This is a genomic window from Mycobacterium sp. SMC-13 (assembly GCF_045311035.1).
Lineage (GTDB): Bacteria > Actinomycetota > Actinomycetes > Mycobacteriales > Mycobacteriaceae > Mycobacterium.
Window position 1 is genome coordinate 1 of the sequence record NZ_JBJIAI010000051.1, and the last position, 12,694, is coordinate 12,694.

A 12,694-nucleotide genomic window follows, 5' to 3' on the forward strand; every position below is an offset into this window, starting at 1 on the left:
AGAATTCGGATTCCTTGCAGATCATCTTCCGGGAAGGCACGCCCGCCCGGGATCCACAGGTTCTGATCATTGCTCCGCAAGGTGCGGATGGGCCACCGCCAGCAGCTTATGGCTCAGCAGATAGGCATCCCCGATCTCCAGCACTGCTAGCCGCAAGGAATAGCCACTGGCGTCGTAGGACAGATAACCCAGGTATTCCAGGGTGAGGATGAATCGCCCCGCCGCGGTCCTGGCGATCCCGACGAACTCGGCAACATCCGAGACCGACAATGGCCTGTCCTGGCTGCTGATAGGCCTTCAGCACGGACAAAGCCCGGGCCAACGCCTCGACATGGCCCGGGTCGCTCTTCTTCAAAAGGGAGGCGGTCTCCGGGAGGCTTGGCCCTATCCGAAGCTATCTCATGGCGATGCGTTTAATGGCCCCCACTGGCGAGGATTACAGGCCAGACGGCGCTGGGCGGGCGGCTACCACTGCCACACCGGCAGATCTCGCCAGTTCTCTGCTGAACGGAATTAACATCTGGACAGCAGTTATGCGTTGTGCTTCACTTGCTGGATTACGGCGACCGTGCCGAGCTGCCGCATCTGGCCAGTCTGTTCGACATCGACAACAAGTGTGGCGGCGGCGTTGGCTTGCAGGAGGCAAACGCCTACCTTGAGCTGACCGCACCCGTGATGGCCCAAACATAAAGAGCTGAGGCTTCAGCCGTTTAGCAAACTATCGACAGATCCGAAAGACGAGGCCCTCCGATGATAAATGAAACGAGTACGGCTCCGAGACCAGGTGCGACCTCAAGGCTGCCCTTGCTGAACGGACACAGTATGCCGCGGATCGGCCTCGGAACATGGCCGATGCTGGACGCCGAATGCGAGCAAGCCGTCCGCTGTGCCGTGCAGACCGGCTACAGGCTGGTCGACACGGCCGTTCAATACCGCAACGAAGAAGCCGTGGGCCGCGGCATCAGAACCGCCGGCGTCCCGCGGGCGGAACTCTTTATTTCCAGCAAGTTCAACAAGGAGTCCCACAGCGTCGACGGCGTCCGTCGGGCGTACGACGAAAGCCTGCGGAAGCTTAGGGTCGACTATCTGGACATGTTCATGTGCCATTGGCCGGTGCCGGCGCTTGGCGCGTATGCGGAGGCATGGAAAGGCCTTGTAACCCTGTTAGAGGAAGGCGCCGTCAAGGCCATCGGCGTCTCCAACTTCAAGCCGGCCCACCTGAGGAAAATCATCGAAGCGACCGGAGTCGTTCCGGACGTCAACCAGATTCAGCTAAGTCCTGCTCTGGCGCGCACACAACCGCGTGCGGTCCACCGGGAGCTGGGAATCCTCACCCAATCCTGGAGCCCGATCGGCCGTGAATCCGGACTGCGTGCGAACCCCCTTGTGGTGGCCATCGCCGACCGTCTGAACAGGTCACCTGCCCAGGTCCTGCTGCGATGGCACATTCAGCAGGACCTGGTGCCCATCCCGCAGGCTTCGGACCCCGTCTGGTTGAGAGAGAACATCTCTGCGTTCGATTTCACCCTGACCGCCGACGACATGAACGATCTGGCCCGCCTGGATATGGGCGAAACTGCTGCGCGGGACTCAGATGCTGCGGAAAACGGTCACTGAATCCCGGCCAACGGACGCGGTCCGGCGGGGCCTCGGCCACTCGGCCGACTGGGGCCGTGGTGCCTCATGTCAAGATGCTCGCCAAATGATTCCTGCGTGCCTCATCTATTGTGCTCGCGAAAGTCTCATGCTGCGTGGGGTGCTTGGGAGTAGGTCTTGGCGGCGGCCAGCCGGATGAGTCGCTGCTGGATCTCGTTGATCCGGTTCGTCAGGCCGGCCAGGTCCAGACTGGCGTAGAGCTCGTCCAGGTAGTGACGTTGGGGTTCGAGCATGATCCCGGTGTCCTTGATCCGGTCTGCCGGGGTCCGCGGGTCGTCGTAGCTGCGCACTGACTTCCCCTTGCGGCTCAGGTGATATCCGGTGACTTTCTTGGTGGGCAGGAACAGGTTTTTGCGCAGGTTCACCAGCGGCCAGAGCTCGTTCAGGAGCCCCAATTCAGCATCGGTGTCGTAGCGGTAGTTGAACGCCGAGCGGCGGACGACGGCCTCGTTTTTCTGCTCCACGAACGGGTTGTCGTTGGAGTGGTGGGGCCGGGACCGGGTCATGCGGATGTTATGGGCATTGCACCAGGTAGTGACCGGATCGTTGAGGAATTCAGAGCCGTTGTCGCTATGGATGTGGTCGATGGGGTATGGGAATTCGTCCAGGATTTCATCCATCGCCTTGACCACCCATTTGGCGGCTTTGTTCTTGATCGCCCGGTTGCTGGTCCAGCCGGTGTACACGTCCGTGGCGGTCAGTGTGAATGCGTACTGGCCTTTGGCATTGTTGCCGCAATGCGCGACCGTATCGATGGCAACCAGGCCAGGCTGCCAGTCAATATCCGGGATGCGGGACATGATCGGGATCGACTCGGTGTACTGGTTCCGCCGCGACCTGGTCGTGGACTTCCCGTCCGGATACATCGAGAGCTTGAACGGTGCCAGCAGCCGGTCGATCGTTGCCGCGCTCATCGCCAGCAACTGGTCATGCACTGCGGGGCTGTAACGGGCCCGCACCCTCCCGAAAGCGCCAGCGCGGATATGGGCGTCCATGTTGGCCAGTGTGGTGCCCATGACCGCGGCCAGGTACTTCCCGCAGGGCTGCCCAGCCACGACCCAGACCTGCTGGAGCACCTTCACCGTGTCATAGCCATACGTCGGCGGTCTCGGCTTGCGCACCTCCATACGGGCCGGGCCCCGCCGCTTGAAGGCCCTGCCCAGCTGCCGCCGGGCATTCGCCCTCGACCAGCCCACCTCCGCCACCAACCGGTCCAGGATCTCGCCCTTGGCCTTCTTCGACGCCGCCACATACGCGCCGGCTTCCTTCTTAGTGATTTCCCTGCGCGCAGACAACGTCAACCCATACATCCCTCCAGCACACCAAAGCACCCGACCATGCACCAGAGATTTCGCGAGCATTTCCCAAATGAGCGTGCCAGCGCCGCTGCGCGCCGTGGGTGTCGAAAGTCCCTCTTGACGCACCTTGCCTCTGGTGAATCGGATGGCTCAGCGGGATGATGGTGGTGTCTGCCGTGTCCGACGCCGGTCGTTCCTTGGTGCTGTTGTTTGGCCCGTAAATGAGCGTGGTGCGGAGGGTTCCACGGGAACCGTGGATTGTTGCTGTGAGCACGAGTATTAGAGTCCTGATTTAATTCCACCCTCTACATGGCAGGCATCACCACCCATTGAAACAAGCAGGTTAGGAGGTGTCCCGTGGACTTGGTTCATGAACGTGCCGCGGGCATTGATATTTCCAAGGGTGACGCGAAGGTCGCCATCCGGTCCCCGGGCAAGCGTGCCGGGACTTTTTCCACCGAGGTCACCACCTGGGGTTCCACCACCAATCAGATCCTCGCCCTGCGGGACATGCTGGTCGCCGCGAAGGTCACCACGGTGGTCATGGAGGCAACCAGTGATTACTGGAAGCCGTTCTACTACCTGATGGAGGACCTCCTGCCAGTGATGCTCGTCAATGCGAAGGCGGCCCGCAACATTCCCGGGCGAAAAACTGACGTGTCCGACGCTTCCTGGTTAGCTCAGCTCGGTGCGCACGGGCTGCTGCGCCCTTGTTTTGTCCCGCCTCAACCGATCCGCGTACTTCGGGATTTGACCCGGGCACGAACCATCGCCACCCAGGACCGGACCCGGGAAGTCCAACGACTGGAGAAATTTCTGGAGTCTACCGGCCTTAAGCTCTCGGACCATGTTTCGGACCTGATGGGTGTCTCCTCCCGGGCCATGCTCAAGGCACTTATCAAGGGTGAGCGGGATCCGCAGGTGTTGGCTGACCTGGCTCGGGGGCGCATGCGCGTGCGGGTTCCCGAGCTCGTAGAGGCGCTGACCGGACGCTTCGAGGTGCACCATGCTTATCTTTGCAACATGCATCTGGAACGCATCGATTCCATCACTCGGTGCGTCGAGGAACTCACCACCCGCATCAACGAGGCGATGGAACCCTTTCAAACGGCACGGGAATTTCTAGCTACCATTCCCGGGGTCTCCACCCTCGTGGCCGATGTCATCATCGCCGAAACCGGGGCAGACATGAGCTCCTTCCAGAGCCCGGGCCGACTCGCATCCTGGGCGGGCCTAAGCCCAGGATCCAACGAGTCTGCCGGCCGGGCAAAGTCCACCAGGACCCGACCTGGGAACCGCTATCTCAAGGGCGCTCTGGGCGTCGCGGCCTTGTCGATTTCCAGAAACCCCAAGAACAGCTACCTCGGGGCACGCTATAAGAGACTCATTGTGCGCCGCGGCAAGATGAAAGCCATCGTCGCCACCCAACACTCCATCCTCACCGCCGTCTGGCACATGCTCGCGGACGGCGAGTGCTACCACGACCCAGGATCCGACTTCTTTACCAAAAAGGACCCCACCCGCACCAAGAACAACGCCATCCGCCGCCTCCAAGAACTCGGCTACAACGTCACCTTAAGTAACCAGGAGGCAGCCTGACCCACCTTACTTTCGTATTAGGCACGCACCCCATTTCGCGAGGAGCAATGATCAGAACCTGTGGATCCCGGGAGGACGCACCTTCCCGGATGATGATCTTTGACGAAACAGGATTCTGATCAAGACCAGCGTTGGCGCGCTGGCGGGAAGGCACGCCCGTGCTCACGGTAGTACACGAAGGCCGAGACCCGAACGAGGCCGGCGACGCCGCCGGTGCAGGCCGGTCGCTGCTCGATGAGATCGTTCGCGACGGTGCCCGGCAGATGCTCGCCGCAGCCCTGCAGGCCGAGGTCGCCGATTACATCGCCCGGCACGCCGGTGAAGTCGACGACAACGGCCACCGCCTCGTCGTACGCAACGGCTACCACACCGAACGCGACGTGATGACCGCCGCCGGTGCGGTGACGGTGAAGGCGCCACGGGTCAACGACAAGCGCATCGATCCCGAGACAGGCCAGCGTAAGAGGTTCTCGTCGGCGATCCTGCCGGCCTGGGCCCGCAGGTCCACCCAAGTGTCCGAGGTGTTGCCGCTGCTGTACCTGCACGGCCTGTCGACCAGCGACTTCGGGCCCGCCCTCGAGCAGTTCCTCGGCTCCGGTGCCGGCCTGTCGCCGGCCTCGATCACCCGGCTGACCGCGCAGTGGCAGGACGAGGCGAAAGCCTTCGGACAGCGGGATCTCTCGCAAGTCGACTACGTCTACCTGTGGGTCGACGGCATCCACCTGAAGGTGCGGCTCGAGCAGGAGAAACTCTGTCTGCTGGTCATGCTGGGGGTGCGGGCCGACGGACGTAAGGAACTCGTCGCCCTGGCCGACGGCTACCGCGAATCCACCGAATGCTGGGCCGATCTGCTGCGGGACTGCCGCCGCCGCGGAATGCGGGCCCCGGTGCTCGCGATCGGGGACGGCGCGCTGGGATTCTGGAAGGCACTGCGGGAAGTGTTCCCCGACACCCGCGAACAACGCTGCTGGTTCCACAAGCAATCCAACGTCCTTGCAGCACTCCCGAAGTCCGCGCATCCCGGCGCGTTGGCGGCGATGAAGGAGATCATCGGAGCCGAGGACATCGACAAGGCGCAGATCGCGATCGCGGCGTTCGAACAGGACTACGGTGCGAAATATCCGAAGGCAGTGAAGAAGATCGTCGATGACGCCGATGTGTTGCTCGAGTACTTTCGGTATCCGGCCGAGCATTGGGTGCATCTGCGTACGACGAATCCGATCGAATCGACTTTTGCGACGGTGCGGCTTCGGACCAGGGTGACCAAGGGTCCGGGTTCACGAGCGGCGGGGATGGCGATGGCCTACAAGCTGATCGAGGCCGCGCAGTCGCGGTGGCGGGCGGTCAACGCACCGCAGCTGGTCGCACTGGTGCGAGCGGGCGCGCTGTTCCACAAGGGCAAGCTCCTCGAACGGCCGGTCGACATCACCCCGGAACCCTCGCCCGACACTCCGGTGTCCGAGGTCGCCTGACGACCCCCGATCCACAGGATTTGACTATTCCTCCTTTCGCGAGCACTTTAGATGAGTCTCGTCGGGGGCTTGACGAACGCCACACTTTAAGTCATTCTCTTTCTAAAAGAAACTATCTCTGATTACCAGAGATGACTGGCGTCTTGCCGGCCCGGACAAGGAGATCCATCAATGACTGACCACAGCGGCGTGATTCAGGATGTACGGCAGGGCATGATCCCTGCACACATTTACAACGACAAAGAGATCTTCGAGCTTGAAAAGGAGCGGGTCTTTGGTCGCAGCTGGCTTTTCGTCGCCCACGAATCCGAGGTGCCCGAAGCTGGCGACTACGTGGTGCGCCGCGTCCTGGAAGACTCATTCATCATTTCCCGTGATGAACATGGAGAAATCCGGGCACTGTTCAACATGTGCCTTCACCGCGGCATGCAGGTCTGCCGCACGGAGATGGGAAACGCTTCCCACTTCCGTTGCCCGTACCACGGGTGGTCCTACCGTAACGACGGCCGCATAGTCGGACTGCCCTTCCACAAAGAGGCATACGGCGGCGAAGAGGGCTTCAAGAAGCAGGGGCAGACGTTGCTGCCTGCTCCTTCCCTGGGCATCTACAACGGCCTTATCTTCGTCAGCCTGGATCCTGACGCAGAGCCGTTGGAGGACTTCCTGGGTGACTTCAAGTTCTACATGGACTACTACACGAAGCAAAGCTCCGGCGGGATTGAACTGCGCGGGCCGCAGCGGTGGCGGGTCAAGGCCAACTGGAAAATCGGAGCCGAAAACTTCGCCGGCGACATGTATCACACCCCCCAGACCCACACCTCCGTCGTCGAAATTGGTTTGTTCCGCGAACCAAAGGCGGAAAAGCGCAAGGACGGGACAACCTATTGGGCCGGCAACGGCGGCGGAACTACCTACAAGCTTCCCGAAGGAAGCCTGGAGGACCGCCTCCGCTACGTGGGCTACCCGGACGAGATGATCGCCCGCATGAAAGAGCAGTGGAGCCAGGAGCAGCTCGACGTCGTGGGCAAGGACGGGTTCATGGTGTCGGCGGCGTCGGTGTTCCCGAACATGAGCTTCGTGCACAACTGGCCACGGGTCGAAGAAGACTCCGATGAAGTGCTCCCGTTCATCTCCATCCGGCAGTGGCAGCCAATCAGTGAAGACGAGACCGAGATCGTATCGTGGTTCGCCGTCGACAAGAACGCGCCCGAAGAGTTTAAGGCACTTTCCTACAAGGCCTATCTCATGTGCTTTGGCAGCGGCGGCATGTTCGAGCAGGACGACGTGGAAAACTGGGTTTCCTTGACCAGCACCGCCGGCGGCCCGATGGCACGGCGCCTGCTGCTGAACAGCCGCATGGGCATGCTGGAAAACGGACAGAACGTCGTCGAACCCCTGACCCCCGAGCAGTACTCCGGCCCCGGCTCGACCCGCGTCGGATACAGCGAATACAACCAGCGTGAACTGCTCCTGCGATGGGCCAACCATCTTGAACGACCGATGGAAAAAGCGGCCCAGGTGCACGTCGGCAGCAATCCGGTGCAGGACTGTCCGTCTGACACCCCGGATTCTTTCCCGGCTCCCGCTGAGCACAACGGGCACGCCCCGGCAATGACCGTTTCGAAGGAGGGCTAGCCGTGGGTATTGAAGCCGTAACCGAACGCAGCAACAAATCTCTCTCGGAGCAGTCGGTGCTGGGAGGGCACGCCCCCCGTACTCAGAGGACGGGTGACTCCCTGCCGTTCAATGATGAACTTCATCTGCAAGCCCACAAGTGGCTTGTCGATGAATCCTATTTGCTCGACGCACAGGAGTACGACGAGTGGCTGAGCCGCCTCACGGACGACGTGCACTATCTCATGCCGGTGAGGGTGACCACTGCCCTCGGGGCCGGTTACAGCACGTCTCCCGGGATGGCGCACATGGATGAAAACAAGTACTCGCTGAGCCGCAGGGCGGCGCGCTTCGCCACGGAACACGCCTGGACCGAAGACCCTCCGTCGCGGCTGCGCCACTACGTCACCAACGTCCGGACGTTCCGTACCGGTAACCCGGATGAGATCATCGTGGATTCGGCGGTCCTGCTGTTCCGCAGCCGGGGCGACGTCCGCGAGGCCGCGACCGTGTCGGCAGGCAGGGAGGATCTGCTGCGCCGCACCGGCTCCGGCTGGCAGCTCGCCCGCCGCACCATCATGGTCGACGAGGCGGTCATCCGGATGCAGAATCTGGCCATATTCCTATGAAACTCGAATGGGAAGGCGAAGAGGAGGACCGCCTTGCCGCCATTCGAGCGGCGGAGGAGCGCGACCGGCTGGAAGCACGGGTCAACGGCGCTCCGATCGTGATCGCCAACGAATTCTCCGAAGTCCAGGTAAGCCGCGTCGAGACGCGGAACGGCTCGCGGCTGATGATCAAGTCCCCGCGCTCCGGCCAGTGGGTGTCCCTGTGCCCCCTGGAGCTGGAAGCCCTCACCTGGCAGGCGCCGGCAACCTTCTCGGCCATGATCGGGCATCCGTTCGGGCCGCTTGTCACCGAGGACGAGCAGCCGCCCCAGAACAAAAACAACATCTAGAGGCCAAGGAGATTGACAATGCCTACCGTAAAAGCAGATCTGCAAGCCTGCCAGGGCTACGCCAACTGCGTCGTTGGGGCACCCGACTACTTTGATCTGGATGACGACGGAATCGTTGTTCTCCTCAGGACCAAAGTTCCCGAGGCCGAGCGTTCCCGTGTCACCGAGGCTGCCCGCAGCTGCCCGGTGTCCGCCCTAGTAGTGGAGGACTGATGAACACGACCACAGTTATCGTCGGCTCCTCAACCGGCGGCGTGCGTGCTGCCCAGTCCCTGCGCCTGGAGGGGTATGAAGGCGACATCGTCCTCGTCGGTGCTGAGACGGAACTCCCGTACGACAAGCCGCCGTTGTCCAAATCCGTCCTCTCCGGCAAAGCAGAGGAGTCGTCCATCCGCCTCCTTACCCGCGAGCAGGCGGAGGAAGCCAGCATCCGGCTGCTGCTCGGGCACGCCGCCACAGGCATCGATGTCGCCGGAAACCTGTTGTACCTCCAGGACCACGAACCCCTACACTTCGACAACCTTGTGATCGCCACGGGCGCATCTGCCCGACCCTCACCCTGGGGCCAACGGCCCGGGATCCACGTGCTCCGTTCCCTGGACGATGCCCGGAAACTGCGCGCCGACCTCCTCAAAGGCGGGGAACTGGCAGTGATCGGCGCCGGTTTCATCGGTGCCGAAGCAGCCGCGACGGCACGTACGCTCGGTCTGGAAGTGACAGTCATCGACCCGATGCCCATACCAATGAGCCGCATCTTCAACGCCGAAATCGCACAGCTGTTTGGAGAACTCCACCGCAACAACGGCGTCACCACGATCTTTGGCACCGGAGTCGAGGCCATTGAGGGCGAGCACGGGTCCTTCAGCGTCAGGCTTACCAACGGCCAGACAGTACAAGCCGCCACCGTTCTCATCGGGATCGGCGCGGTTCCCAACGACGCCTGGCTGGCCTCCTCGGGACTGCTGGTGGACAACGGCGTCGTGCTGGACGAGTTCTGCAGGGCTGTGGACGCCCCGAACGTGTATGGCGTCGGCGACGTGGCGCGCTGGCGGCATCAGAAGCACGGTGCGGACATCCGGATCGAGCACTGGACAAACGCGGTTGAGCAAGCCTCATGCGTCGCCCACAACATCACCCATCCGGACAGTCCCCGCGAGTACACACCGGTTGAATACGTCTGGAGCGACCAGCACGACTGGAAAATCCAGGTCGTCGGTCGCGTGGGAGGCAACGCCGACCATGTCCTCATCGGAGACCCTGAGCTGCACGGTCGGTTCGCAGCGCTCTACACCACCGACGGAGTGGAACTGTACGGTGCCGCGATCGTGAACTGGCCGAAGGCCCTGCTTGCCTGCCGCCGCGGCATGGGATCAGGGATCGGCGTGCAGGAACTGCGCGACAAACTCGAGCTCCTGCTCGAGCCCCGGCCGACGGCGGCACTCTGATGCGGGGAAGTCAGCCGCCGGTGGTCCACGAAGAGCAACGGCAGGCCATCGCAATGGCCTGCCGGGTCCTGGCCGGCCGCGGCCTCGCCGACGGAATCCTCGGCCACATCAGTGCGCGAACGGGGGAGAACGAGCTCTTGGTCCGTTGCAGGGGTCCCAAGGAGCGTGGCCTCGCGCACACCGAAGCCAACGACATCCGGCTGGTCGACCTCGACGGCAATCCCGCCGCCGAAGGCGAGCTCGACAGCGGCTACACGGTCCCCAACGAGCTGCCTCTGCACACCGAGCTGCTGCGGCGGCGCCCGGATATCAACTCCGTTGTGCATGCCCACCCCCCGCAGGTCGTGGCCGCCGACTTGGCAGGGCTCGCTATCCGGCCGATCGTCGGGGCGTTCGACATCCCGGGCACCCGCCTGGCGGCAGACGGAATACCCGTCTACCCCAGAGGAGTGCTCGTGCGAAACCGCGAGCTCGCAGCGGAAATGCTCGACGCCATGGGCGATCGGCCCGTGGTGCTGCTGCGCGGACACGGCCTCACCAGCGCGGCGCCGACGATGGAGCAGGCGGTCCTCCAAGCCATCAGCGTAAACACCTTGGCAGGCCTGTCGCTTCAGATCACAGCAGCCGGAGGGCAGCTGCACGACCTTCCCGGTCCCGACATGGCGGAGCTGCCAGATCTCGGAGGGCCGTTCAACATCGCGACCGCCTGGCGACACGAGCTCGCCCGGCTGAGCGTCAGCCCATGAAGCCGGCCAGCGCGGCAGTGCCGACAGTCCCGCCGACGCTGGGTACGATACAAGGCATGCGATCGACAGAGACAGAAGACGGATCCAAATACGGTCCGCCGCCGCAATACCCCATCGAGTCTGTTGATAACGCCCTGCGGCTGCTCCTGCTGTTCGAAACCCAGCCCAGCATCAGGCTGACCGATGCCAGCACTTACTTGGGCGTGGCGTCGTCGACGGCGCACCGGCTGATGGGCATGCTTCTCTACCGTGGCTTCGTTCGGCAGAACCCGGCGACCCGGGCCTACGAACCTGGGCAGGCGCTGAGCTCGATTGCCTTTGCGATCAGACGGCAGGTGGACATCCGGACACTGGCCCGGCCGGTCCTCGAGCGGATCTTCGAACAAACGGGAGAAACCGTCCACTTCGCCAGGCTTGAGAGGACTGACGTCCAATTCATCGACGCCATCGAAAGCAGGCGAGCGGTCCGCGTCGGTTCCCGCCAGGGCCTCACCTTGCCAGCAAACTGCACTGCGACTGGTAAAGCGATGCTGAGCCTCCTCGGTGAGAAGCAGCTGCGGAATCTGTACCCAGGGCAGGAACTCCCCAAGCTGACTACCAACTCAATTACCTCCAGGTCGGACCTTGAAAGGGAGCTCGACGAAATCCGGCACAGGGGTTACGCAAATAGCCGCGAAGAGAGCGAAGACGGGGTGACATCGGTCGCCGCCGCGGTTGCCGGCCCAAGCGGCACTGTCTACGGAATCAACGTATCTGTGCCGGCCCACCGCATGTCGGAGGAGCTTCGCAGCGACCTCGGGGGCATGCTCCGGGCAGCCGCAGAAGAACTCCAGGGGCGCCTGGTCTAGAAGACTTAAAGCGGCTTCGCGTTTAGGCATGGTTGGTCTGTTTGTTCCGGTAGGGGCGGTGGCCGCCGGCGGCCAGTAGGCATCTGAGTCTGTAGTTGGTGAAGTTGCGGAAGCCGCGGGCGATTCGGCGGGTGGTTTCGATGACGCCATTGAATCGCTTCGGTGGGTCCGTTGGAAGCGCCGTGGGTGTCGAAGTAGGCTAGGATCGCTGTCTTCCATTGAGTGTCCGCCCGAGTCGGGCGACTTCCGGGATGGGGAGGTCGGGAATGATGTGATTACTTCGTTGACGAGTTCCCGGCCCCGCTCCGGGCGGGCGTGGTAGATGTTGCGGAGCTTCTGGTAGCACTGCCAGGCCAGGGTGACTTCGTGGCCGTGATCCCCGGCGCTGAGCTTAGCATCGAGCCGGGCGGCTTGTTTGTCGGTGAGGTGTTCGGCGCCGATCTGCAGGGTTCGACGGATTCCGTAGAGCGGGTCGCCCTTGCGGCCGCGGTGTCCCAGGGTGTCCTGCTGGACCCGGCGGCGGACCTCGTCGATCATGGCCGAGCCGAGCTTCACGACATGGAACGCGTTCAGAACGGCGATGGCTTCGGGCAGCTCGTCACGGATCGCGTTCGCGTAGCCGCGGAACGGATCCAGCGCGGCGGTCTTGATCCCGGCAGTGAACCCTGCGCCGCGTTCTTTGAGCCAGTCCGCATAGGCCTTCCCCGACCGGCCCGGAACCAGGTCAAGCAACCTGGCGTGCACCACCCCCGCGGGGTCGCGGGTGTGGTCCACGATCCCGGTGACCATGCCGGTTCCGGGCGGGCCGGTGTGGGACCAGACATGCTCATCGACCCCGAGCGCATCTACCCCGGTCAGCCGGCCGGTCGATGCGATCCGCCGGGTGGCTTCGATCCTGACCGCGTCCCAGACGGTGTGCCAGGAGACGCCGAGCTGATGGGCCAAGGCGGAGACCGAGGTGTCGAAATGCTGGAGCGCATCGGTGTTGGCCGTCGTTGAAGATGACGATGTCGGCGTCATCGGTGTTGATGACGATGCACTGATGAGAACGCCCCGCT

General features: G+C 62.9%; 13 protein-coding genes and 1 pseudogene. 11 read left to right on the forward strand and 3 right to left on the reverse strand.

The features are described 5' to 3' along the window. Window positions 1–66: 66 nt before the first annotated feature. Window positions 67–291 carry a helix-turn-helix domain-containing protein gene (locus ACJH6I_RS30870; protein ID WP_406785154.1) on the reverse strand — a complete coding sequence of 75 codons (225 nt, stop codon included), beginning with the start codon at window positions 289–291 and terminating at the stop codon, window positions 67–69. A gap of 258 nt (window positions 292–549) precedes the next feature. On the opposite strand from ACJH6I_RS30870, the gene ACJH6I_RS30875 reads away from it, so the two are divergent. Continuing rightward, the gene (locus tag ACJH6I_RS30875) at window positions 550–690 is read left to right on the forward strand and encodes a hypothetical protein (protein ID WP_156525811.1); all 141 of its coding nucleotides are present in this window, start codon (window positions 550–552) and stop codon (window positions 688–690) included. A gap of 60 nt (window positions 691–750) precedes the next feature. Next, window positions 751–1,617 (forward strand): aldo/keto reductase, encoded by an 867-nt coding sequence (locus ACJH6I_RS30880; protein WP_047040723.1) that lies wholly within the window; start codon window positions 751–753, stop codon window positions 1,615–1,617. Window positions 1,618–1,742: 125 nt separating this feature from the next. Here the strand turns inward: ACJH6I_RS30880 and ACJH6I_RS30885 are convergent, their stop codons facing one another. Further along, window positions 1,743–2,957, reverse strand: coding sequence for a DDE-type integrase/transposase/recombinase (locus ACJH6I_RS30885; RefSeq protein WP_157894437.1), 1,215 nt, complete (start codon window positions 2,955–2,957; stop codon window positions 1,743–1,745). A 354-nt stretch (window positions 2,958–3,311) separates the two neighbouring features. On the opposite strand from ACJH6I_RS30885, the gene ACJH6I_RS30890 reads away from it, so the two are divergent. The 9 genes from ACJH6I_RS30890 to ACJH6I_RS30930 all read left to right on the forward strand — a co-directional run bounded on the left by ACJH6I_RS30890 (window position 3,312) and on the right by ACJH6I_RS30930 (window position 11,636). Further along, on the forward strand, window positions 3,312–4,553 hold the full coding sequence (locus ACJH6I_RS30890; RefSeq protein ID WP_047040730.1) for an IS110 family transposase: 1,242 nt from the start codon (window positions 3,312–3,314) through the stop codon (window positions 4,551–4,553). 158 nt (window positions 4,554–4,711) lie between these two features. Continuing rightward, window positions 4,712–6,025 carry an IS256 family transposase gene (locus tag ACJH6I_RS30895; RefSeq protein ID WP_047040733.1) on the forward strand — a complete coding sequence of 438 codons (1,314 nt, stop codon included), beginning with the start codon at window positions 4,712–4,714 and terminating at the stop codon, window positions 6,023–6,025. Between the two features lie 171 nt (window positions 6,026–6,196). Beyond that, window positions 6,197–7,660 (forward strand): aromatic ring-hydroxylating dioxygenase subunit alpha, encoded by a 1,464-nt coding sequence (locus ACJH6I_RS30900; protein WP_047040736.1) that lies wholly within the window; start codon window positions 6,197–6,199, stop codon window positions 7,658–7,660. An 8-nt stretch (window positions 7,661–7,668) separates the two neighbouring features. Next, window positions 7,669–8,268 carry a 3-phenylpropionate/cinnamic acid dioxygenase subunit beta gene (locus ACJH6I_RS30905; RefSeq protein ID WP_095795377.1) on the forward strand — a complete coding sequence of 200 codons (600 nt, stop codon included), beginning with the start codon at window positions 7,669–7,671 and terminating at the stop codon, window positions 8,266–8,268. Further along, window positions 8,265–8,597: a hypothetical protein gene (locus tag ACJH6I_RS30910; RefSeq protein ID WP_047040740.1), complete on the forward strand. Its 333-nt coding sequence runs from the start codon at window positions 8,265–8,267 to the stop codon at window positions 8,595–8,597. Before ACJH6I_RS30905 ends, ACJH6I_RS30910 begins: the two co-directional genes overlap by 4 nt. A gap of 18 nt (window positions 8,598–8,615) precedes the next feature. Further along, window positions 8,616–8,810, forward strand: coding sequence for a ferredoxin (locus tag ACJH6I_RS30915; RefSeq protein ID WP_047040743.1), 195 nt, complete (start codon window positions 8,616–8,618; stop codon window positions 8,808–8,810). Continuing rightward, entirely contained in the window at window positions 8,810–10,042 is a 1,233-nt protein-coding gene (locus ACJH6I_RS30920; RefSeq protein WP_047040745.1) for an NAD(P)/FAD-dependent oxidoreductase, read from the forward strand. The genes ACJH6I_RS30915 and ACJH6I_RS30920 overlap by 1 nt, the downstream gene beginning before the upstream one ends. After that, window positions 10,042–10,788: a class II aldolase/adducin family protein gene (locus ACJH6I_RS30925; protein ID WP_047040748.1), complete on the forward strand. Its 747-nt coding sequence runs from the start codon at window positions 10,042–10,044 to the stop codon at window positions 10,786–10,788. The genes ACJH6I_RS30920 and ACJH6I_RS30925 overlap by 1 nt, the downstream gene beginning before the upstream one ends. 56 nt (window positions 10,789–10,844) lie before the next feature. Then, window positions 10,845–11,636 carry an IclR family transcriptional regulator gene (locus tag ACJH6I_RS30930; protein ID WP_047040750.1) on the forward strand — a complete coding sequence of 264 codons (792 nt, stop codon included), beginning with the start codon at window positions 10,845–10,847 and terminating at the stop codon, window positions 11,634–11,636. Window positions 11,637–11,951: 315 nt separating this feature from the next. Here ACJH6I_RS30930 and ACJH6I_RS30935 read toward each other — a convergent pair. Continuing rightward, window positions 11,952–12,656 (reverse strand): annotated as a pseudogene (locus ACJH6I_RS30935) (transposase); the annotation flags it as partial. Between the last annotated feature and the right edge of the window lie 38 nt (window positions 12,657–12,694).

Bases quoted from the DNA above. Each gene is read 5' to 3' on its own strand.
- ACJH6I_RS30920 (WP_047040745.1), top strand. From the start codon at position 8,810: ATGAACACGACCACAGTTATCGTCGGCTCCTCAACCGGCGGCGTGCGT.
- ACJH6I_RS30900 (WP_047040736.1), top strand. From the start codon at position 6,197: ATGACTGACCACAGCGGCGTGATTCAGGATGTACGGCAGGGCATGATC.
- ACJH6I_RS30930 (WP_047040750.1), top strand. From the start codon at position 10,845: ATGCGATCGACAGAGACAGAAGACGGATCCAAATACGGTCCGCCGCCG.
- ACJH6I_RS30925 (WP_047040748.1), top strand. From the start codon at position 10,042: ATGCGGGGAAGTCAGCCGCCGGTGGTCCACGAAGAGCAACGGCAGGCC.
- ACJH6I_RS30880 (WP_047040723.1), top strand. From the start codon at position 751: ATGATAAATGAAACGAGTACGGCTCCGAGACCAGGTGCGACCTCAAGG.
- ACJH6I_RS30915 (WP_047040743.1), top strand. From the start codon at position 8,616: ATGCCTACCGTAAAAGCAGATCTGCAAGCCTGCCAGGGCTACGCCAAC.
- ACJH6I_RS30910 (WP_047040740.1), top strand. From the start codon at position 8,265: ATGAAACTCGAATGGGAAGGCGAAGAGGAGGACCGCCTTGCCGCCATT.